The following is a 20,814-nucleotide window of genomic DNA, read 5'->3' as shown; positions in this document are numbered from 1 at the left end:
AGGCGAACGATGAGCGTGGAGCCTCGGCCACCGCGAATCAACCGACTCAGTCGAGGCGGCGGCCGTCCAGGACGTTGATCTGCTGGTCGTCGCGGCTCACCTCGAAGCCTCATCTGGCGGGTGGCACGGTGAAGGCGGCTCGGAACGCGTGCAGGGCGGCGGTGTCCTCTCCGGATGCCCACCCCTCGAAGCCGACCGTGCCCACATATCCGATGTCTGCGAGGGAGCGTGCGATGGCGGGATAGTTGATCTCGCCGGTGCCGGGCTCGCATCGTCCCGGGACGTCCGCCACCTGGATCTCTCCTATCCAGGGCAGGGCGCGGCGGCACAGCGCGGTGAGGTTTCCCTCGCCGATCTGCGCGTGGTAGAGGTCGAGCATGAGCCGCAGGTGGCCGCTGCCGACCGACTCGACGAGCGCCAGGCAGTCCTGCGCGCGGCCGAAGGGTACGCCCGGGTGGTCCACGGTGGTGTTGAGGTTTTCCAGCACGAAGGTGACGCCGTGGGCCTCGCCGAGGCGGGCGATCCGGCTGAGTGTGTGCCGTGCGGCCAGCCACATGGGGCCGGTGACCTCTGCGGCCGGCACCAGCGGCAGGCCGTCGCGGTCAAGGCCGGTGCCGTGCAGGTTCAGCCTCGGGATCCCGAGCTGTCGGGCCACCGCGATGGACTCCTCGGCGGTGGCGAGCAGTTCGTCCGCACCGGCAGGGTCGGTGAGGCTGCCGCGGACGTAACCGGTCATGGAGGAGTAGACGGCTCCCTCCTTGCGTAGGGCCGCCAGGGTGTGGACGTCGTGTCGGGTCCAGTCCCAGATCTCGACCTGGAAGTCCAGTTCGGTGATCCGCCGGATCCGATCGCCCATGGGCAGCTCCCGGAAGACCATCTCGGCGCAGACGGCCAGGGTGAAGGGTGCCTGTCGGCCTCGGGCGTTCATGCGGCGGCCCCGCTCGGCTCGTCGATGTCGTCGAGGCGGACCGGTGCGCCGGACTGGACGGAGGCGATGCAGGCGAGCGCGATCCGTAATGCGGCTCGGGCGTCGTGGCCCCCGACCGCCGGTGGCGTACGGTTGCGCACCGCCTGGCAGAAGCTGGCGAGCTCGGCCGCATACGCGTCGGAGAAGAGTTCAGTGTCGGCGCGGGCGGTCGGGCCCGCCACACCGGCGCTGCTCCAGTGCCGCACGGGCAGCTGCGCGGGGGTGCCGGCGGTCACCATTCCCGCCGACCCGAAGATCTCGGCGCGTACGTCGTAGCCGTAGGCTGCGGAGAAGCTGGCCTCGGCCGTGGCGAGCGCGCCGTTGTCATAGCGGATGGTTACCACAGCGGTGTCGAGGAGCCCGGCGGCTCTGCAATCGGGTGCGACGAGGGCGTCGGCCATGGCGTGCACCTCCATGGCCGTGGCGCCAGCGTTGAACCAGTTCAAAGCGTCGAAGTCGTGGATGAGCGTCTGGGTGAAGATGGTCCACGCCGGGACGGCCGTGGGGTGGGCCAGGTCCGGGTCGCGGGTGAGCGAGCGCAGCAGCTGCGGGGTGCCGACGGCGCCGTCATCGACCATCCGTTTGGCGGCGGCGAAGTCCGCGGCGAACCGGCGGTTGAACCCCACCTGCAGGGGTACGCCCGCTTCCTGGCAGGCGGCGATCGCAGCGTCGGCCTCTTCGACGCTCATCGCCATCGGCTTTTCGCAAAAGACGGCTTTGCCCGCCGCGGCTGCCCGGATGACGAGTTCGGCATGGGCGGTGGAGGAACAGGTGATGGCGACGGCCTCGACGCGCTCGTCGGCGAGCACGGCATCTGGGTCGGTGGTGGCCTCGACACCGAGCGGCGCGGCGAGGCGCTGGGCGGCGCCGTCGGCCGGGTCGGCGACAATCACGAGTTCGGCCTGCGGCAGCCGCCGGGCGAGGGTGGTGGCGTGGAAGGTGCCGATCCGTCCGGCGCCGATCAGTCCGACGCGGACCGGGACGGGAAGCACGGGGGGAAGCGACATGACGACTCCTCACTAGAGCGCTCTAGTTGGAGAGCATGTCGCACTTCGTTCCGCCCGGCAAGGGACTGTCTGGAGCGCTCTAGTTAGAGTGGTGGCCATGAGTGCGGCCCGCCCGACGATGGAGGACGTCGCGGTGCGCGCCGGCGTTTCCCGTGCGCTGGTGTCCATCGTCTTCCGGGGCGCGGTGGGTGCCTCCGAGGCCACCCGCCAGCGCGTGTTGGCGGCGGCTGCGGCCCTCGGCTACCAGCCGGACCGCAGAGCCAGCCGCCTGGGCAGCACGCGTACCCGCATGCTCGGCGTCGTGTTCGGCGTTGGCCACGCCTTCCATGGCGACCTGATCGACAGCCTGTACGCGGCGGCGGCGCAGTCGGACTACGAGGTGGTCCTGAGCGGTGTTACCCCGCGTCGTGGTGAGGAGGAGGCGGTGCGGGCCCTGCTCGGCGAACGCTGCGAGGGACTCGTCCTGCTCGGCTCGACGCTGCCGCCACGGGCGCTGTCGCAGATGGCGGGTCGACTGCCGACCGTCAGCGTGCTGCGCGGCGTACGGGCCGACGACCTCGACGTGGTCCGTACCGATGACGCCGAGGGACTGCGGCAGGCGGTCGCCCACCTGCACGGACTCGGCCACCAGCGGATCGCCCACGCCGACGGTGGTCCGGCAGCCGGCGCCGCCCAGCGGCGCCGCGGCTATCGGACGGCCGTACGGCGGCTCGGCCTTCCCGACACGCCACTCCTGCCCGGAGGCCTCACCGAGGAGGACGGTGCGCGGGCGGCCGCCGCGCTGCTGGCAGCCCCGCCCCGGGAGCGTCCCACGGCGGTGGCCGCCTTCAACGATCGCTGTGCGCTCGGCATCGTCGACGCCGCGCGGCGGGCCGGGCTGGCAGTGCCCGGGGGGCTCTCGGTGGTCGGGTTCGATGACATCCGGGCCGCTTCCTACGCTCATATCGCCCTGACGACCATCCGTCAGGATGCCGACGCGCTCGGGCGCCTCGCCGTCGAGCGGCTCGCGGCCCGGCTCGATCAGGTCGTGCCGCCGGGACCTGCCGTGGTCGTGCCACCGACCCTGGTGGTCCGGGCCACCAGCGGCACGCCCCGCTGACCGTGGCACCGTCGCCCTGGTGGAGGCCGCGGCGCGGCGGCTCTCCCAGGCATACCTCGACCGGGCCCTGCTCGGGTTGTCGGTCCTCGTCGGCTGCGCCTCTGCTGCGGTGACACCTCAGACAGGCCGCAGCCGCGCCGGAATGTTGTAGGGGGTCACCACCTCCACCCCGGCCGGCACCGAGGTCGGCGCCCCGGCCAGCAGCCGATGGTGGCGCAGCACCTGGCGCAGCGCGGCCCGCGTGTCGGCGCGCAGGTCGTGGTGCAGTACCGCGTGCAGCGTTCCGGCCCGGAGCAGGTCCACGTTGTGCTCGTCGAGGTCGTGGCCGAGGAAGACCTCGCACTCCAGGCCCGCCCGCACCAGCTCAGCGGCGATGGCCCGGTTGCCCCCACCGACGGAGTAGATGGCCCGCACGCCCGGGTGCTCGGCCAGCGCCGACCGGACCAGCCCCGCCATGGCCTCGTCGAGGCCGTTGGCGTCGGGGAGGACGACGATGCGCAGCTCGGGAGCAAATGCTCCCATCGCCGTACGGAACGCCTCGGCCCGCTCCCGCATACCGAAGAACACCGAACAGCTCAGCGTCACCAGTATGGTGCCGGCCTCCGACGCGCAGCCACTGCGCGACGAGGTAGGCCGCAGTGGCGCCCGCCGCCGTGTTGTCCAGACCCACGTACGCGATGCGCGGGCAGTCGCGTACGTCGGTGACCAGGGTGACGACGGGTACCTCACGCTGGTGGAGCCGGCGCACCGCCGCGGCGACCGCCGGGTGGTCCGGCGCCTTGAGCAGCACACCGTGGCATACCCGCCCACGGCCGAGACCGTCGAGGGTGGCCACGAGCTCCGCCGCCTCTCCCGACTCCCGCAGGTGGAACCGCGCCCGCACGGCCGCCGGTCGGGTCCGCTGCAACTCCGCCTCCAACGCCTCGCACACCGCACTGCTGAACCGCTGCGGCGCTTGCATGACCACGTCCAGCATCAGCGCCCGTGTGCCAAGCCTCAGCTGGGTCTGCTGCCGTCGAGATCCAGGAGGGCTTGTTCCACCGCGCGCACGGCCCGCGGACTCACCCCCGGTCGGATGTGCAGCACGCGATCCACCGTGGCTTCGCTCAGCCCGGCCTGCTCGGCGATATCCCGTACCCGATGCCCGCGTGCCATCCGTGCACGCTACCTGGGCGGCGGACACCGGCATGAGGTCTTTTTGAGGGGTTCTGGTGCTGGCAGGCCATACCGGCCGACCGCATGCTGAGGACCACGCCAGGACCGTCATCCAGGAGGACCCGTGACCACCACTCCCACCCGCACCACCGCTCAGGGGTGGCTGCGCGCCGCCGACGCCCACCTCGAGGACCTCCTCCAGGTGCTCGAGGCACAGACGGACCACGGCGACTATCCGCACGCCGCCCGCGTCGAGCAGCAGGTCCTAATGTACGACGCGGGCGCTCTTCAGGCTGCCGGGTCCGACCCCGAGCGCCGGCCCGCCGTGCAGGCGGAGATCACCCGCGCGCTGTCGGCCGGTCCCGGCATCGTCGTCGTCGATAACGCCTTCGAGGCCGCGGTCGTCGACCGGGTGAGCGCGGCGTTCCAGCGGATGATCGAGGAGCAGCGGGCGGCCGGGACGGCGGTCGGCGACCATTTCGCCAAGCCCGGTGCCAACGACCGGGTCTGGAACGCCCTGGAGAAGCTGGCCGTCACCGACGCCGACGCCTTCGTCGACTACTACGCCAACGACGTCGTCGCCCTCGTGGCGACCGCGTGGCTCGGCCCGGGCTACCAGGTCACCTCCCAGGTCAACGTCGTCAACCCGGGGGGCGAGGGGCAGACGGTGCACCGGGACTACCACCTGGGCTTCCAGTCGCCCGAGGTCTCCGCGCAGTACCCCGGGCACGTGCACGCGCTGGCCCCCGCCCTGACCCTGCAGGGTGCGGTGGCCCACTGTGACATGCCGGTGGAGTCCGGGCCGACGCTGTACCTGCCGCACTCGCAGAAGTACGACCTCGGGTACCTCGCGTACTGGCTCCAGGAGTTCCAGGACCACTTCGTCGGCCACCACGTCCAGCTGCCGCTGCATAAGGGCGACGCGGTCTTCTTCAACCCGGCACTGTTCCACGCGGCGGGATCGAACCACTCAGCGGACATCAGGCGCATGGCGAATCTGCTGCAGATCTCGTCCGCGTTCGGTCGGGCCATGGAGACGGTGGACCGCGAACGGGTCGCCGCCGCGGTCTACCCGGTCCTGCTCTCGCGCAAGGCCGCCGGCTGGGACGAACGCGCCCTGGCCAACGTCATCGCCGCCAGCGCCGAGGGCTACGCCTTCCCCACCAACCTCGACCGGGACCCGCCCATCGGTGGCATGGCCCCACCGAGCCAGGCCACGCTCGTCGCGCGGGCGCTCGCTGCCGGAGCGTCCCCGCAGCAGCTGGCCGAGCGGCTCGCGGCCCAGTCAGCCGCGAAGCTGAGCCACTGACCTCACGCCGGCCACCCCTTACGTCGTCCGGGCAATCCGCGCCGCTGGGCACGGGTTGCCCGGAGACGTCTCAGCGGCTGCTGCTGCGGGGACCGTCACCGGCCGGCGGTCGAACGGCGGAGGATCTCAGTCGTTTCGAGGAAAGCCCAGGTTGAGCCCACCGTGGCTCGGGTCGAGCCAGCGCGAGGTCACCACCTTGCCGCGGGTGTAGAAGTGGACGCCGTCCATGCCGTGAGCGTGGCTGTCGCCGAAGAGGCTGTCCTTCCAACCACCGAACGAGTAGTAGGACACCGGCACCGGGATCGGCACGTTGATGCCCACCATGCCGACCTCCACCTGGCTCTGGAAGCGCCGGGCCGCGCCCCCGTCGTTGGTGAAGATGGCGGTGCCGTTGCCGTACGGGTTGGCGTTGATGAGGTCCAGCCCCTCCTCGTAGGACCGCACGCGAAGCACCGACAGCACCGGGCCGAAGATCTCATCCCGGTAGACGGACATCTCCGGGCTGACGTTGTCGAAAAGGGTCGGACCGAGCCAGAAGCCCTGTTCGCCGCCGTCGAACTCGTCCTTGCGGCCGTCGACGACCAGGGTCGCGCCCTCTCCGACGCCCGCCTCCACATAGCCGGCCACCTTGTCGCGGTGCGCGCCGGTGACCAGCGGCCCCATGTCGCACCCGCGGGTGCCGTCGCCGGTGCGCAGCTTGCGCATCCGTTCGGTGATCTTTTCGACGAGCTCGTCGGCGATGGTGTCGACCGCGACGAGCGCGGAGATCGCCATGCACCGCTCGCCGGCGGAGCCGAAGCCGGCGTTGATCGCGGCGTCCGCCGCGAGGTCGAGGTCCGCGTCGGGCAGGACCAGCATGTGATTCTTGGCGCCGCCGAGCGCCTGGACCCGCTTGCCGTGCGCCGTGCCGGTCTCGTAGACGTACCGGGCGATGGGAGTGGAGCCGACGAACGAGACGGCCTTGACGTCAGGGTGGGTCAGCAGCGCGTCGACCGCTTCCTTGTCACCGTGCACCACGTTCATCACCCCGTCCGGCAGGCCGGCCTCGGTCCAGAGGCGGGCCACGGCCACCGCCGCCGATGGATCCTTCTCGCTGGGCTTGAGGACCACCGCGTTTCCGCAGGCGATGGCGATGGGGATGAACCACAACGGGACCATGGCGGGGAAGTTGAACGGGGAGATCACGGCGACGACCCCGAGCGGCTGGCGGAGCGAGTACACGTCCACCTTCGTAGAGGCGTTCTCGGTGAACCCGCCCTTCAGCAGCTGCGGGATCCCGCAGGCGAACTCGGCGACCTCGAGGCCCCGCGTCACCTCGCCGAGCGCGTCGTCGAGCACCTTGCCGTGCTCGGCGGTGATCAGCGCGGCGATGTCATCCCGACGCGCGTTGAGCAGCTCGCGGAACCCGAACAGCACGCGCGTGCGCTTGGCCAGCGACGTCTCCGCCCAGGCCTCCCAGGCGGTCCGGGCCGTGGCGACGACATCGCCGACGAGGCCCGCGGATGCCAGGTCGAGGCGGGCGGTGACCTCTCCCGATGCCGGGTTGAAGACCTCGCTGGTGCGCTCTGGGACGCCATCCCAAGGGCGACCGCCGATGAGATGGGTGATACGGGCAGGTGAGGTGCTCACGATGCTCACGGTCCTTCCGCGTGCGGACTGGCGGCGGTCTGCCGGATGGTCTAGGAGGATTCGAAGGTGGGCGGCGCTGCCCAGCGGCGGAGATGGTCGCGGATGGCGTCGCGCATGAAGGCGCTGGACTCCCGGGCTCGCTCCTCCCAGGCGAAGACACACGTGGTGACGATTCCGTCGAAACCGATCGACTCCAGGCCCGAGAAGAACTCGTCGAAGTCGACCTCGCCCTGCCCGATGTCCAGGTGCTGGTGGACGGTCACCTGCGAGCCGGGCGGATTGACGATGTAGCGCAGCCCGGAGGAGGCGGTGTGGTCGAACGAGTCGGCGACGTGGACCATGGTCAGCAGATCGCCCGCCTTCCGCATGATGCCCGTGCAGTCGTTGCCCTGATGAAAGGTGTGCGGCGCGCAGTAGAGGAACGACACCAGAGGCGAGTTGATGCCGCGGAGAATGTCGACCGCCCGCTTGCCGTCCTCCTCCCAGTCGTCCGGATGCGGCTCGAGGACCAGCCGGATCCCCTCCCGCTCGAACACCGGCAGGAGCTCCTCCATGGAGCGCCAGAACTGCCGCTCGCACACAGCCGCCTGGCGGGGATTGCCGTTGAACTCCGAGTTCATCGTGTCGACCCCGAGCTCGACCGCGATCTGGATCGCCCGCTTCCAGTAGCGCACCGCGGCCTGCCGGTCGTCCTCGTCGGGGCCCGACCACCGGTAGAGCGGCAGCACCGACGAGACACCCACGCCCGCCTCGGTCAGCGCCCTCTTGAAACGCCGCACGGTGCCGTCGTCGACCCGCGGATGGTTGAAGAAGGGCGTGAAGTCCTCCCGCGGCGACAGCTCGATCCACTCGTAGCCCAACTCCGCGACCAGAGCCGGCAGCTCCAGGAGGGGCACCTCCCGGAACATGTACGGGTCGAGGGCCATCTTCACGTGCCTGCACCCCGGAAGACCTCGGCGCGGTCGGCCATGTCAACCGAGACAGGCCTGCCGGTGGCAAGCGACTCCACGCCGGCCATGCACACCGCCGTCGCGGCGTAGCCGTCCCAGGTGGTGGGCCCGACGACCTCGCCCCGGCGTGACGCGTCGACCCACGCCTGAACCTCCAGGTCGTAGGCGCGGGCGAAGCGGTCACGGAAGTCGTCGGGAATGTGGCCGCCGTAGTGGTTGTCGCGGCGGACGAACAGGTTCTGCCCCAGGCCGACCGTCACGTTGCCGAGTTCGGCCACCGCCTCGCAGCGGACCTCGTAGCCGACCTGGCAGTTGACGAAGACCTCCGTCGTGGCCATGCCGCCGCCAGCCATGTGAAAGATGGCCACCTGGGGGTCGACGACTCCGTCGGCCGCCTTGCCGGTCGGCTTCGGCGCGAGGACGGTGATCGCTTCGATCTCGTCATCGAAGAGCCAGCGGCACACGTCGACCTCGTGCACCAACGAGTCGCTGACGATCATGTCGGAGCGGAACGAGTCCGGAACCGTCTTGTTGCGGTGGGTGTTGTGCACGAGCAGGACCCGTCCGAGCTCACCGGAGTCGAGCAGTCGCTTCATCTCGGCGTACTCGGGATCGAAACGCCGCATGAAGCCGACCTGGATGAGCGGCCGGCCGGCCTTGTTGCGCTCGGCCTCGACCACGCGCAGCGAGGACTCGCTGTCCATCGTCAGCGGCTTCTCGCACAGGGTGTACTTGCCGTGCTCGACGCAGGCGAGGACCTGCTCCTCGTGCACGAGGCCGGGCGAGGCGATGAGCACGGCGTCGACGTCCTCGGCGGCGATGAGTTCGAGCGGGTCACGGACGCTGCGTACGCCGTCGAAGCGTCCGGCCAGGTCGGCGGCCCGGGCGGCGTCCGGGTCGGAGACCGCGACCAGCTCCGCTCCGGCGACGCGGTGGACGAGCCGGTCGGCGTGGTCGGTACCCATCATGCCGACGCCGATGATCCCGACCCGCAGGGGCGATGCGCTCATGCCCTCAGCTCCTCCTCTTCTTCGCGCTCCACGCCCTTGAGTTCCTCAGGGCTGAGGGCGGGGGCTCCGACGTGACCGTGCTCGACCTCCCCGGGCTCGATGACCTTGCCCGGGTCGACCCCGCGCAGCTCGTGGCTGAGCTCCGCCAGCTCCTGGCCGCCCGCCATCTCCGTCGTGAGCTGTTCGAGGGTCAGGTCGTCGCGGTGCGCGTCCAGCACGACTCGACCGAGCTTGAGGATGACGAAGTGGTTGCCGACGAGGTAGGCGTGGTGCGGATTGTGGGTGATGAATATGACGCCCAGCCCGGCGTCGCGAGCCTTGACGATGTACCGCAGGGCGACACCGGACTGTTTGACACCGAGCGCGGCCGTCGGCTCGTCGAGGATGATTACCCTCGCCCCGAAGTAGATGGCCCTGGCGATGGCGATGCACTGGCGCTGGCCGCCGGACAGGCCCGCGACCGGCCGGTCGAGATCGGGGACGACAATCCCCATCTTGCCCAGTTCGTCCTCACAGATGCGCTTCATCCGGGCGATGTCCAGAGTGCGCAACGGCCCCTTGCGCAGTTCGTTGCCGAGGAAGAAGTTCCGCCACACCGACATGAGCGGCGCGAGCGCGAGGTCCTGGTAGACGGTGGCGATTCCGCTCGCCTGGGCGGCCCGCGGCGAACCGAAGCGGCGTGCCGCGCCGTCGAGCTTCATCGTGCCGTCGGTGTGGTCGTGCAGGCCGGACATGATCTTGATCAGCGTCGACTTGCCGGCGCCGTTGTCGCCGAGAACGCACGTGACCTCGCCCTGGCGGACGTTGAGGCTGACGCCGCGCAGGGCGTGGACGTTGCCGTAGCTCTTGCCGACGTTCTCGAGTTCGAGGATGGGGGTTGTCGAGTGCCCGGCGGCCTCGTGCCGCTCCGTCGTCGGGGTGCTCATCGCAGGTCCGCCCTCTTCTTGACGTACATGTTCACCAGCGTCGCCAGCAGCAGCATCACGCCGAGGAAGGTCCTGAACCAGTCGGGGTTCCAGCCGGCGTAGTTGATGCCGAGCTGGGTCATGCCGAAGATCAGCGCCCCGAGCGAGGCGCCGACCACCGAGCCGTAGCCGCCGGTGAGCAGGCAGCCGCCGATGACGGCGGCGATGATGAAGATGAACTCCTTGCCGACGCCCTCGCCGGACTGCACCGTGTTGAACTGGAACAGCAGGTGCATGCCGGAGAGCCAGGCGCAGAACCCCACGGCCATGAAGAGGCCGATCTTGGTCGCCCGGACGGGTACGCCGACGGCGCGCGCCGCGGCGGCGTCACCGCCCACCGCGAACACCCAGTTTCCCACCCGCGTACGCAGCAGGACGTAGGCGGCGATGACGGTCAGCACGGCCCAGTACAGGACCGTGATCTTCAAGTTGACCGGCCCGAGGGTCACCTCGGATCCGAAGATGTTCTGCGCGCTGCCAAAGCCGTCCATGTCGCTGATGTCGGCGCTGGCGACGTTGCCGGTGAGCAGCCGCGTGACGCCGAGGTTGACGCCCTGCAGGATGAAGAACGTGCCTAGCGTGACCAGGAAGCTCGGCAGTCCGGTCTTGAGCAGCAGCCACCCGTTGAACGCGCCGATCGCCACGGAGACGACCAGCGCCAGCAGGATGCCGACCCAGACGTTGAGCCCGAAGTTCCAGGCGAGCAGGGACGCGGAGAGCCCGGAGGTGGTCACCGCGACGCCGGCGGAGAGGTCGAACTCCCCGCCGATCATGAGCAGCGCCACGGGGACGGCCATGATGCCGATGGTCGAGGCCCCGTAGAGGATCGTTCCGACGTTGGCGACGTTGCGGAAGGGCTCCGCGACCGCCATGAAGAGCAGGAAGATCACGATCGCGGCGATGAGCGACCCGACCTCAGGGCGGCTCAGCAGCCGTGCCGCCAGGGGGCGGGTGGCCACCCGGTCGTCCCGGGCGGCCAACCCCCTGCTCGGCTCTGTGGCCGTAGCAGTCATATCAGCTCACCTCGTGCCGTTGCTGGCGAACTTCTCGACAACGGCGACGTTGGTGTTGTCGATGAACGCGGGACCGGTCAGGGTCGCCTGGCCACCGCCGATGGTGTTCCCGTTGGTCTTGTAGAGCCACAGGCTGTCGACCGCGAGGTATCCCTGGAGGTAGGGCTGCTGGTCGACCGCCCACTCGACCTGGCCGCCCTTGATCGCGGCCACGAGGTCCTTGTTGGTGTCGAAGGTGACCACCTTGGCCGAGGTGTTGGCGTCCTTGACCGACTTGACGGCGGTCAGCGCGAACGGCGCGCCGAGGGTCAGCACGCGGTCGATGCTCTTGTCCTGCTGGAGCTTTGAGGTGATCGCCGCCTGGACGCTCGGCATGTCGGTGCCGGTCACGTAGATCTTCTCGGTGTTCGGGAACCCGGCCTTCGTCCCGTCACACCGAGCCTCGAGGCCCACGTGGCCCTGCTCCTGGATGACGCAGAGCGCCTTCTTGGCGCCGTCCTTCGTGAGCCGCTCGCCGGCCGCCTGACCGGCGATCCTCTCGTCCTGGCCGAAGTAGCCCAGTACGCCCATGCTCTTCCACGCGTCGATGCCGCCGTTGAGGGCGACGACCGGGACCCTGGCCTGAGCGGCCTTCTGCACATTGGCCTTCATGGCGTCCGGCTTGGCCAGGGTCACCGCGATGCCGTCGACCTTCTTGTCGATCGCGGACTGCACGAGGTTGGCCTGGTTCGCGCCGTCCGGGTCGGACTGGTACTGCAGCTCGACGTTGTCCTTCTTCGCCGCGTCCTCGGCGCCCTTGCGGACCAGGTCCCAGAAGGTGTCGCCCGGGGCCGCATGGGTGATGAAGGCGACGGTCATCCTCGGGGTGGTGGCGGTGCCAGCCTTGCCGGCGTCACCCTCGGTGGTCTGCTTGCCTCCGCTGGAGCTGCACGCCGCCAGGGCGAGAGCGGTCACGGCGCCGGCCGCGAGCAGGGACATGCGAGATCTACGCATCATGTCGTTTCTGCCTTTCTTCATCCGCCACGTCGTCGGGACGGATTTGGGGGGACGGGTCAGGCGGGTGGTGCTGCCTGTTCGGGGGATCGTTGGTTCCTGGTGCGAGCGGTCATCAGCTGCGCCCGCGAAAGCCGCCCGTCAGCGCAGCGGGCCGCAGGACTGCAGGTACGCCAAGGTCCGCGTCGCGATGGGCAGGGGTCTGTCGGCGGGGCACGGGTACATGTCCTGCTCGACGATGGCGAAGATCTCCGCGTCGAGGTTCGCCAGGGCGTCGAGGATGGGGGGCATGTCGGGGATGCCCGTCGGTGGCTCGCACATGGCCCCCATTCGCACGGCCTCGCCGAAGCCGATGCCCTGCTCGTGCACGGCCGTCAGGACAGCGGGGTCGACCTGCTTGAGATGCACGTACCCGATCCGCTCGGGATGGTCGCCGATGAGCTTGAGGTTGTCCCCACCGCAGTAGGAGATGTGCCCGGTGTCCAGGCACAGCCTCACCAGGTCGGGGTCCGTCTCGTGGAGGAACCGCTCCACGTTCTCGTGGGTGTCCACGTGGGTGTCCGCGTGGGGGTGAAACTGGATCTGCAGGCCGAACTCGTCGCGGATGCGGCGCGCGAGCCGGTTCGTCTGCGCGCCGTACGCCACCCACTGCTCGGCAGTCAGGTGCGCGGTTTCCAGGACCGCCCCGGTTTGCGGGTCGCGCCAGAAGTCGGGGATGACCACGAGGTGCTTGGCGCCAATGGCTGCGGTCAGCGAGGCTGCCGCGGAGACGTCCTTCCACGTGGTGTCCCACGAGTCGGCGCGATGCAGGTGCTCGAAGATGGTGCCGGCCGTCACGGTCAGCCCCCGCTTGTCCAGCTCGGCGCGCAGCCGTGAGGGGTCGGTGGGCAGGTAGCCGTACGGCCCCAGCTCGATGCGGGTGTAGCCGGCGCCGGCGACCTCGTCCAGGAAGCGCTGCCAGGGAGTCTGTCGGGGGTCGTCGGGGAACCACACACCCCAGCTGTCCGGGGCGCTGCCGATCATGGCCGGCCTGCTCATCGGTTCGTCCTCTCGGTCGGCGCCAGCAGTGGGCGCTGGGTGGCCTTGTGCCCGGCGTACGTGGTGTGGGCGCGCTGGGTGGTGTCGAGGTCGCTGACCTGGCTGACCGGGACATCCCACCAGGACTCGCTGTCGGGGGCGTGGACGGTGGGGTCGGTCTCCACATGGATGACGACGGGTCCGCCGTCCGCCGGGGCGGCCTTGGCGTCCTTGATCGCCTGCTCGAGTTCCCCGCGGCTGTGTACCTCGATCACCGTCGCCCCGAGGCTGCGGGCATTGGCGGCGAGGTCGATCGGCAGCTTCCCGCCGTCCAGCCGGCCGGTGGCGTCATTGCGGAAGCGGTACTTCGTGCCGAACCGCTGTGAGCCGAGAGACTCCGACAGCGAGCCGATGGAGTGGAAACCGTGGTTCTGGACCAGGACGACGATCACCTTGACCCGTTCCTGCACGGCCGTGACCAGCTCGGTCGGCATCATCAGGTAGGAGCCGTCGCCCACCATGACGAAGACGTCGCGGTCGGGGTCCGCCAGCCGCACCCCGATGCCGCCGGGGATCTCGTAGCCCATGCAGGAGTAGCCGTACTCGACGTGGTAGGCCTTGCGGTCCCGGACCCGCCATAGTTTGTGCAGGTCACCGGGCATCGAGCCGGCGGCGCACACGACGACGTCCCTCGGGTCGGACAGCTCGTTGACGCAGCCGAGCACCGTGCCCTGGGTGAGGACGCCGTCGGCGAGCGCATCGGTGACCTCGGCAGGCGGGTGGTAGGCCGCCTCCACCCGCGCGTCCCAGTCGCGGAACAGCCTCACCTGCCGGTCCCGGTACGCCGGGTCCACGGCATGTCCCTGCAGGGCCACGGTGAGGGCGTTGAGCCCCTCCCGGGCGTCCGCCACGACCGGCAGGCCCCCGTGCTTGCCGGCGTCGAACCGGGCGACGTTGATATTGACGAAGCGGACGCCCGGATTCTGGAAGGCGGTGTGCGAAGCGGTGGTGAAGTCGCTGTAGCGGGTGCCGATGCCGATCACGACGTCGGCCTCCCGGGCCAGCGCGTTCGCGGCCGTCGTGCCCGTCGAACCGATCGCGCCCATGGCCTGCGGGTGACCGTGCGGCACCGCGCCCTTGCCGGCCTGGGTCTCCCCGACCGGGATGCCGCTGGCTTCGCAGAACACGCGCAGCGCCTGCTCCGCGCCGGAGTAGTGCACCCCGCCGCCGGCGACGATGAGTGGCCGCCGCGCCGAGCGGATGAGGGTGGCCGCGTCCGCGACGTCGACGGCCTCCGGTGCCGGCCGGGCCACCCGCCAGACCCGTGGCGCGAAGAGCTCGACCGGCCACGCGAAGGCCTCGGCCTGCACGTCCTGGGGCAGCGCGATCGTCGCCGCCCCGGTCTCCACCGGGTCGGTGAGGACCCGCATGGCGCCCAGCAGGGCCGAGGGCAGCTGCTCGGGCCGGTTGACCCGGTCGAAGAAGCGCGACAGCGGGCGGAATGCGTCGTTGACGGTGACGTCCGCGGCGTACGGCACCTGGAGCTCCTGCAGCACCGGCGCCGGCACCCGGGTGGCGAACGTGCCGGAGGGCAGCAGCAGCACCGGCAGACGGTTGACGGTGGCCAGCGCAGCCCCGGTGAGCATGTTGGTCGAGCCGGGGCCGACGGACGCGGTGCAGGCCCACGTCTGGAGCCGGTCCTTCTGCCGTGCATAGGCCACCGCGGTGTGGACCATGGCCTGCTCGTTGCGGGCCAGCACGTACGGCAGGCGCTCCTCGTCGTCGGCCAGCTCGTTCTGCAGCAGGGCCTGGCCCACGCCCGCGACGTTGCCGTGACCGAAGATGCCCAAGCACCCGGCGAACAGCTTCTGGCGCTGGCCGTCCCGCTCGCTCCACTGGTTGGCCAGGAAGCGCACCACGGCCTGCCCCACGGTGAGGCGTACCTTTTCGGCGCCGGCGGTCATCGGGGTCCTCCGATCGGCAGTCTCGGGTCGACATCCTGCTGAGCCCACGAGTTCCGCACCCAGGCATGGGCGGGGTCGTCGCAGATGAGCCACGCCCTGGTCGCGCCGGGCCCGGCCATGACGTTCAGGTAGTAGAGGTCGTAGCCGGGCGGGGCCATCGCGGGGCCGTGCCAGCCGTGCGGTACCAGGACGACATCGCCCGAGCGGACCTCGGCGAAGACGTCCAACGGCCGCTCCGGGGTGCCGTACACCCGCTGGTAGCCAACGGGGTCGGCCCCATCCGCCGGGGACTCCGCCCGGACCTCGAAGTAGTAGATCTCCTCCAGTTGAGTCTCCACCCCGTCGCGCTCCTCGTCGTGCTTGTGCGGCGGGTAGGAGCTCCAGTTGCCGGCGGGCGTGACGACCTCGCACGCGATGATCGAGTCCGCGTCGAGCACCTGCGGGACGCCGAAGTTGCGCACCTCGCGCGAGGCCATGCCGGCGCCCCGCAGCTCCACGGGGACATCGGCGGCAGCCACGTGGCGGAACGGCAGCGGCGTGCTCTGCTTCGTCGCCTTGGCGCCGCAGACGGCCACCTTGGCTGGGCCGTCGCCGCCGTTGCGCACCGTGAGCCGGGAGCCGCGCGGAACGTAGGCGACGTCGGTCGCACCGGCGAAGACGCTCGTCCGTCCGGCAAGGCGGACCTCGTGGCGCTCTCCGGTCTCGTCGATCGCCGTGACGTCGAAGCTGCCCCGCAGCGGCACGACGATGACCTCGCTGTCGCCGAGATCGAGGCTCACCTCGACAGTCGGCGCCAGCGTGGCCACCCGCAGGCTGGTGTGCTGCCACCCGTCGAGGGCATCGTTGATGGACACCTGGAAGTCGCCGTCGCCGCAGCTGCCAAAGCGATGCACCCAGCGTCCGTTGTCACTCATCGCCGGCCCCCGTGCACGAGTTGCGAAGCGATGTCGACGGCGGCGGCCACGTCACCGTCCGGCGGGAAGAGCAGCGCCCGCCCGACGACCAGGCCGCGCACGGCCGGCAGATCGAGCGCCTTGCCCCACGCGGCGTACGTGTCGTCCGGGTGGCGTGTCGGGTCACCGCCGAGCAGAAGCGTCGGCAGCGTGGTGGCGTCCATGACGCGCTCCAGGTCGTCAACCACGGGCAGTTTCAGCCAGGTGTGCTGGCTGGTGGCGCCCAGGCCGGCAGCGATGTGGATCGACGTGATGGCCGATTCGGGGTCGAGCAGGTTACGCAACCTGCCCTTCTCCCGAACCGAGAGGAACGGCTCCACCATCGCCATCACGCGGTGGGCGGCGAGCTGCGTGATCGCGTGGGCGCTCGCCTGCAGCGTGTCTGCCGTACCCGGATCGTCGAGGCAGATCCGGGTCAGCATCTTGCCGCCATCCAGGCCCCGGGCCGCGATCTCGTCGGCGGTGTACGCGGTGAACCGGTCGTCGAGCTCGAAGACCGCGCCCTGCAGGCCGCCTCGGTTCATCGACCCGATGGCGACCTTGCCCTCCAACGCGCCCATCAGGAGCAGGTCGTCGAGGATGTCGGGCGTGCCGAGAACGCCGTCGACGCCGGGGCGGGACAGCGCTGTGGCCAGGCGCTGCAGCAGCTCGCTGCGCGAGGCCATCGCCTGACCATCGTCACGCACCCCCAGCGCGCCGCGGGCCGGGTGGTCCGCGGCAACGATGAGCAGCCTGCCGTCCGCGCCGACGAGCTGCCGGCGCCTGCGGGCGGCCCAACCGTCGGTGATCCGCCGTGGCTCGCGCACCCGGATCTCGGTCAACTCGGCAATGGTCGAACGGGTCGTCGTCGTCACCGTCACCCCTCCTGTTCCCGAGCGGCGAGGAGCGCCTCGACCTCGGCCTCGGTCGGCATGGCACTGGAGCACTCCAGCCGGGAAGCGACGATGGCCCCGGCCACGTTGGCGAAGCGCAGAATGCGGTGCAGGTCCCACCCGTTGAGCAGGCCGTGGACCAGCGCGCCGCCGAAGGCGTCGCCCGCGCCGAGGCCGTTGACGACGGTCACGGGGAACGGCGGCACCTCGACGCGCTCATCGACGGTCGCGGCCAGCACCCCCTTGGGGCCCTGCTTGACGATGGCGAGTTCCACCCCGCGTTCGAGCAGGGCGTCCGCCGCGCGCTGAGGTTCCGTCTCGCCGACCGCGACCTGGCACTCCTCGCGGTTGCCCACCGCGACGGTCACGTGCTCCAGGGCCTTGGCGACCTGTTCGCCCGCCTCGGCGGGGTCAGGCCAGAACATCGCCCGGTAGTCGAGGTCGAGGACGGCGTGCGAGCGCCGGCCACGGGCCTGCCACGCGGCGAAGTGGGCTGAGCGCGACGGCTCCTGCGACAGCCCGGTGACGGTGGTCCAGAAGACCCGGGCGGCCCGGATCTCGTCGAGCGGAAGCTCCTCGGCCTCGATCATGAGGTCCGGCGCGGTCGGATAGCGGTAGAAGTAAAGCGGGAAGTCGTCCGGGGGGAAGATCTCGCAGAAGGTGACCGGCGTCGGGGGGCCGTCGACCTCGGTGACGAACACGTCGTCGACGCCGAAGTCACGCAGCGACCGGTGGATGTAGCGACCGAACGGATCGCGGCCGGTACGCGTGATGAGCGCCGCCCGGCGCCCGTGCCGCGCCGCGGCCACGGCGACGTTGGTGGCACTACCGCCCAGAAACTTCTCGAAGCGCCCGACGTCCTCGAGGCCCACACCGTGGTCGAGCGGGTAGATGTCCACCCCGCACCGGCCCATGGCCACCAGGTCATAGCCGGCAGTGTCTGCGGCCACCATCGCCTCAGGCCCCTGCCGCGCTCGGTCCGGCCACGGCGAGTAGGTGCTCGATGCTCGCCCGTACGTCGGCCGCCGGGTCCGGTCCCGCCGACCCGCTGGCCGGCGCGGCGGCCAGGATGCAGTCCTGCTCGAGGACGTACCATCCCGCGTACCCGCTGTTCTCAAGGGCCGTCACGATCGCCCTGACGTCGACATCACCCTGGCCGAGCGGGACGTACATGCCACCGGCCACGGCCTCGGTGTAGGTGGCCTCGCCGGACTGGACACGCCGGGCCCAGTCGATCCGGACGTCCTTCAGATGGATGTGCGCGATCCGTCCCGGGCTCTGCTGCGCCACCGCGACCGGGTCACCGCCGCCGATGAGCAGGTGGCCGGTGTCGAGGCACAGGCCGACGCGGCTGCCGGCGAGCACCCGGGCAGTCTCCTCACCGCTCTCGACCATCGTGCCCACGTGCGGATGCAGGGTGGCCACGAGTCCGCGGACGGCTGCGGTGTCGGTGATGCGGTCGAGGTTGCCCAGCAGCGTCGACCAGCCGGACTGGCCGAGGACCGGACGCTCGTCGTAGCCATCCTGACCCGTCGCAGCTGCGATGACCACTGTGGATGCGCCGGCCGCGACCAGAGCGGCCATCGCGCGTTCGACCTCCGGGAGTGGGTCGTGGCCCGGGTCGTGCAGGACGACGGGGACGAACTGTCCCACCGCCTTCAGGCCGTACCCGGCCAGCGTCGCGGCCTTGGCTGCCGGGTCGTCAGGGAGGAAGCCCTCCGGTCCGAATTCGGTGGCGGCCAGACCGAGTTGGCGCATCTGCCGCAGCACGACGGGCGGTTCGAGCTGGTAGCCCCAGCCGGGGACCTCGCAGACGCCCCACGAGATGGGCGCCCCGGCGATGCGGTCGGAGACCGGGCTGCGGCCGGCTGTTGGCGGGGTGGGGTTGGCGCTGACAGCGGTCATGGCATCACAGTCCCTTGATCTCGGTGAGGGCGACGGGCCGGCCCTCCGCCCGGGACAGCTCGCAGGCCTCGGCGACGCGAAAGGCCTCGAGTGCGTCGTGGACGGTGCAGGGGGAGAGTCGGTCACCGCGGGCGACGCCCGCGAAGGCGGTGAGCTCCGCCTTGTACGCCGTGAGGAAACGCTCCATGAAGGACCAGCTCTGGGGGCCACGGGGAAAGTCGATCGCCTCCTCGGCGGACCCCATCGCCAGCGAATGGTCCAACCCGACCCCGATCGTCCCCTTCTCGCCGAACACCTCCATGCGCACGTCGTGGCCGCCGCCGTTGTAGCGGGTCGAGGAGACCAGCACGATGGTGCCGTCGTCCAGGGTGAGCAGGGCGGCGCCAGTGTCCACGTCCCCGGCCTCCGAGAAGAAGTGGGCTCCCTTGTTGGCACCTGTTGCATAGACGGACTCCACCTCCTGCCCGGTGACGAACCGGAGGATGTCGAAGTCGTGCACGTTGCAGTCGCGGAAGATCCCGCCCGAGGTCGGGATGTAGGACGCGTGCGGCGGTGACTGGTCGTGGGTGTTGGCTCGGATGGTGTGGACGAACCCCAGCTCGCCGGACTCCACCGCGCGCCGCGCGCGCTGGTAGCCGGCGTCGAAGCGTCGCTGGAAGCCGACGTGGACCGGCACCTCGCTGGCCGCCACGAGGTTGGTCAGCGCGATGGTCTCTTCGAGGGTGGCCGCGATGGGCTTCTCGCAGAAGGTCGGCACCCCGGCGGCGATCGCCTGCCGTAGCAGCGGGGCGTGCCCGGGAGTGGCCGTCGCGATCACGAAGCCGTCGACGCCCGAGGCGAGCAGCGCCTCGACGTCCGCGGCGACCTCCACGCCGAGTTCCTTGGCGAGGGCACGGGCGGCCTCGACGTTGGTGTCGGTCAAGACGAGCTCGTCGACAAAGTCGAGGCCGGCCAGGGTCCTGGCATGGAATGCGCCAATCCGCCCCACGCCCGCGAGCCCGATGCGCATATGAGTCACCCAATCCACGTCGTCGCTGGCTGCCTGCCGTTGCCTGCGGCTGGTTCCCGCCGCCGGCCATGGGCTGCAGCCTGCCCGTTACATCGATGTCTCGTCAAGAGTTTGTTCTGACATCTTCACGTAACGTCAATCTGCCTTTTGCAGTAGAGTTCGCGCCATGGCCATCCGAGTGGGCGTGACCATCGACCGATCCTCACCAGTGCCCCTGTACCACCAGCTCGCAGAGCAACTCTGCACCGCTATCCGGACCGGTCAGCTGCAGCCCGGCGATCCCTTCGAGAATGAGATCGCCCTCGCCGAGCGGCTCAACCTGTCACGGCCGACAGTGCGACGTGCCATCCAGGAACTGGTCAGCCAAGGCCTGCTGCTGCGCCGCCGCGGAGTCGGCACCACCGTCGCGAACCGCAAGGTGCACCGCCGCGCCGAACTGACCAGCCTCTACGACGACCTCAACCGCGATACGGGCCGACCCACGACCACCGTGCTTCACCACGAGCTGGTGCGGAACGGACGTGTGGCGGCGGCCCTGGATCTGCCCGACGACGCCCAACTGCTCTCGATCGTCCGCCTGCGGTTCTCCGACAACCACCCGCTGGCCATCCTGCGCAACTGGCTGCCGCAGTCGTACGCCGACCTCACCAGGGAGCAGTTGGAAGCGCAGGGCCTGTACGCCCTGCTGCGCGATCGTGGCGTGCGGCCGGTCATCGCGCACCAAGCGATCGGAGCTCGCAGGCCGACCGGGGCCGAACGGCAACACCTGGGGTTGAAGCCGTCCGAGCCGGTGCTCACGATGACGCGAAGCGCGTTCGACTCGGTAGGCAACGCGGTGGAGTACGGCGACCACTGCTACCGGGCTCAGGACTACAGCATCGAGGTGACGATCGATGAACGGTGACGCAGGAACGGCGTCGAGCGGCTCCCGCCAGCGGGCCCGGCCGTCACCACAGCGTCAGCGGCCGGCCTTATATGATCGTTAAGTAACCGTCCA

20 protein-coding genes and 1 pseudogene are annotated in these 20,814 nt (G+C 70.3%); 3 read left to right on the top strand and 18 right to left on the bottom strand.

What is annotated here, in order from left to right; translation table 11 throughout:
• Positions 1–109 precede the first annotated feature (109 nt).
• Together ACLQ2U_RS19720 and ACLQ2U_RS19715 are read right to left on the bottom strand one after the other, a co-directional pair.
• Positions 110–928, bottom strand: a complete 819-nt coding sequence (locus tag ACLQ2U_RS19720) for a TIM barrel protein (protein ID WP_425752158.1) — start codon at positions 926–928, stop codon at positions 110–112.
• On the bottom strand, positions 925–1,974 hold the full coding sequence (locus tag ACLQ2U_RS19715) for a Gfo/Idh/MocA family oxidoreductase (protein WP_425752157.1): 1,050 nt from the start codon (positions 1,972–1,974) through the stop codon (positions 925–927). The genes ACLQ2U_RS19720 and ACLQ2U_RS19715 overlap by 4 nt, the downstream gene beginning before the upstream one ends.
• Before the next feature lie 97 nt (positions 1,975–2,071).
• Here ACLQ2U_RS19715 and ACLQ2U_RS19710 point away from each other — a divergent pair, with 97 nt between their 5' ends.
• Positions 2,072–3,073, top strand: coding sequence for a LacI family DNA-binding transcriptional regulator (locus ACLQ2U_RS19710; protein ID WP_425752156.1), 1,002 nt, complete (start codon positions 2,072–2,074; stop codon positions 3,071–3,073).
• 117 nt (positions 3,074–3,190) lie between these two features.
• On the opposite strand, the gene ACLQ2U_RS19705 is transcribed toward ACLQ2U_RS19710, so the two are convergent.
• The 3 genes and pseudogenes from ACLQ2U_RS19705 to ACLQ2U_RS19695 form a co-directional block, all read right to left on the bottom strand.
• A complete protein-coding gene (locus tag ACLQ2U_RS19705; protein WP_425752230.1) occupies positions 3,191–3,658 on the bottom strand; it encodes a substrate-binding domain-containing protein in 468 nt (155 codons plus the stop codon).
• A gap of 76 nt (positions 3,659–3,734) precedes the next feature.
• A pseudogene (locus ACLQ2U_RS19700) lies at positions 3,735–4,034 on the bottom strand (LacI family transcriptional regulator); the annotation flags it as partial.
• A 35-nt stretch (positions 4,035–4,069) separates the two neighbouring features.
• A complete protein-coding gene (locus tag ACLQ2U_RS19695; RefSeq protein ID WP_425752155.1) occupies positions 4,070–4,228 on the bottom strand; it encodes a LacI family DNA-binding transcriptional regulator in 159 nt (52 codons plus the stop codon).
• A 124-nt stretch (positions 4,229–4,352) separates the two neighbouring features.
• Between ACLQ2U_RS19695 and ACLQ2U_RS19690 the strand changes: the two genes are divergently transcribed.
• Positions 4,353–5,537 carry a phytanoyl-CoA dioxygenase family protein gene (locus ACLQ2U_RS19690; protein WP_425752154.1) on the top strand — a complete coding sequence of 395 codons (1,185 nt, stop codon included), beginning with the start codon at positions 4,353–4,355 and terminating at the stop codon, positions 5,535–5,537.
• A 126-nt stretch (positions 5,538–5,663) separates the two neighbouring features.
• Here ACLQ2U_RS19690 and ACLQ2U_RS19685 read toward each other — a convergent pair whose 3' ends face one another.
• The 13 genes from ACLQ2U_RS19685 to ACLQ2U_RS19625 all read right to left on the bottom strand — a co-directional run bounded on the left by ACLQ2U_RS19685 (position 5,664) and on the right by ACLQ2U_RS19625 (position 19,817).
• Positions 5,664–7,145, bottom strand: a complete 1,482-nt coding sequence (locus ACLQ2U_RS19685; RefSeq protein WP_425752226.1) for a CoA-acylating methylmalonate-semialdehyde dehydrogenase — start codon at positions 7,143–7,145, stop codon at positions 5,664–5,666.
• A 71-nt stretch (positions 7,146–7,216) separates the two neighbouring features.
• Positions 7,217–8,092 carry a sugar phosphate isomerase/epimerase family protein gene (locus tag ACLQ2U_RS19680; RefSeq protein ID WP_425752225.1) on the bottom strand — a complete coding sequence of 292 codons (876 nt, stop codon included), beginning with the start codon at positions 8,090–8,092 and terminating at the stop codon, positions 7,217–7,219.
• 2 nt (positions 8,093–8,094) lie between these two features.
• Positions 8,095–9,126, bottom strand: coding sequence for a Gfo/Idh/MocA family protein (locus ACLQ2U_RS19675; protein WP_425752153.1), 1,032 nt, complete (start codon positions 9,124–9,126; stop codon positions 8,095–8,097).
• The gene (locus ACLQ2U_RS19670) at positions 9,123–10,052 is read right to left on the bottom strand and encodes an ATP-binding cassette domain-containing protein (RefSeq protein WP_425752152.1); all 930 of its coding nucleotides are present in this window, start codon (positions 10,050–10,052) and stop codon (positions 9,123–9,125) included. Before ACLQ2U_RS19670 ends, ACLQ2U_RS19675 begins: the two co-directional genes overlap by 4 nt.
• Entirely contained in the window at positions 10,049–11,104 is a 1,056-nt protein-coding gene (locus ACLQ2U_RS19665; RefSeq protein WP_425752151.1) for an ABC transporter permease, read from the bottom strand. The genes ACLQ2U_RS19670 and ACLQ2U_RS19665 overlap by 4 nt, the downstream gene beginning before the upstream one ends.
• Before the next feature lie 6 nt (positions 11,105–11,110).
• Positions 11,111–12,100, bottom strand: coding sequence for a substrate-binding domain-containing protein (locus tag ACLQ2U_RS19660; RefSeq protein ID WP_425752150.1), 990 nt, complete (start codon positions 12,098–12,100; stop codon positions 11,111–11,113).
• Between the two features lie 138 nt (positions 12,101–12,238).
• Positions 12,239–13,135 (bottom strand): TIM barrel protein, encoded by an 897-nt coding sequence (locus ACLQ2U_RS19655; protein WP_425752149.1) that lies wholly within the window; start codon positions 13,133–13,135, stop codon positions 12,239–12,241.
• Entirely contained in the window at positions 13,132–15,078 is a 1,947-nt protein-coding gene (gene iolD, locus ACLQ2U_RS19650; protein WP_425752148.1) for a 3D-(3,5/4)-trihydroxycyclohexane-1,2-dione acylhydrolase (decyclizing), read from the bottom strand. The genes ACLQ2U_RS19655 and iolD overlap by 4 nt, the downstream gene beginning before the upstream one ends.
• Positions 15,075–15,992 (bottom strand): 5-deoxy-glucuronate isomerase, encoded by a 918-nt coding sequence (gene iolB, locus ACLQ2U_RS19645; protein ID WP_425752147.1) that lies wholly within the window; start codon positions 15,990–15,992, stop codon positions 15,075–15,077. The genes iolD and iolB overlap by 4 nt, the downstream gene beginning before the upstream one ends.
• Positions 15,989–16,885, bottom strand: coding sequence for a Cgl0159 family (beta/alpha)8-fold protein (locus ACLQ2U_RS19640; protein WP_425752146.1), 897 nt, complete (start codon positions 16,883–16,885; stop codon positions 15,989–15,991). The genes iolB and ACLQ2U_RS19640 overlap by 4 nt, the downstream gene beginning before the upstream one ends.
• 2 nt (positions 16,886–16,887) lie before the next feature.
• Positions 16,888–17,853, bottom strand: coding sequence for a 5-dehydro-2-deoxygluconokinase (gene iolC, locus ACLQ2U_RS19635; RefSeq protein WP_425752145.1), 966 nt, complete (start codon positions 17,851–17,853; stop codon positions 16,888–16,890).
• A 7-nt stretch (positions 17,854–17,860) separates the two neighbouring features.
• Entirely contained in the window at positions 17,861–18,808 is a 948-nt protein-coding gene (locus tag ACLQ2U_RS19630; protein WP_425752144.1) for a TIM barrel protein, read from the bottom strand.
• 4 nt (positions 18,809–18,812) lie between these two features.
• A complete protein-coding gene (locus tag ACLQ2U_RS19625; protein ID WP_425752143.1) occupies positions 18,813–19,817 on the bottom strand; it encodes a Gfo/Idh/MocA family protein in 1,005 nt (334 codons plus the stop codon).
• Between the two features lie 178 nt (positions 19,818–19,995).
• On the opposite strand from ACLQ2U_RS19625, the gene ACLQ2U_RS19620 reads away from it, so the two are divergent.
• Positions 19,996–20,721 carry a GntR family transcriptional regulator gene (locus tag ACLQ2U_RS19620; protein WP_425752142.1) on the top strand — a complete coding sequence of 242 codons (726 nt, stop codon included), beginning with the start codon at positions 19,996–19,998 and terminating at the stop codon, positions 20,719–20,721.
• Positions 20,722–20,814 lie beyond the last annotated feature (93 nt).

The sequence above is a fragment of the Micromonospora sp. DT47 genome (genome assembly GCF_049844475.1).
GTDB lineage: Bacteria > Actinomycetota > Actinomycetes > Mycobacteriales > Micromonosporaceae > Micromonospora.
The sequence above is the reverse complement of the archived record's forward strand: the minus strand, read 5'-3'. Positions and strand labels throughout refer to the sequence as shown.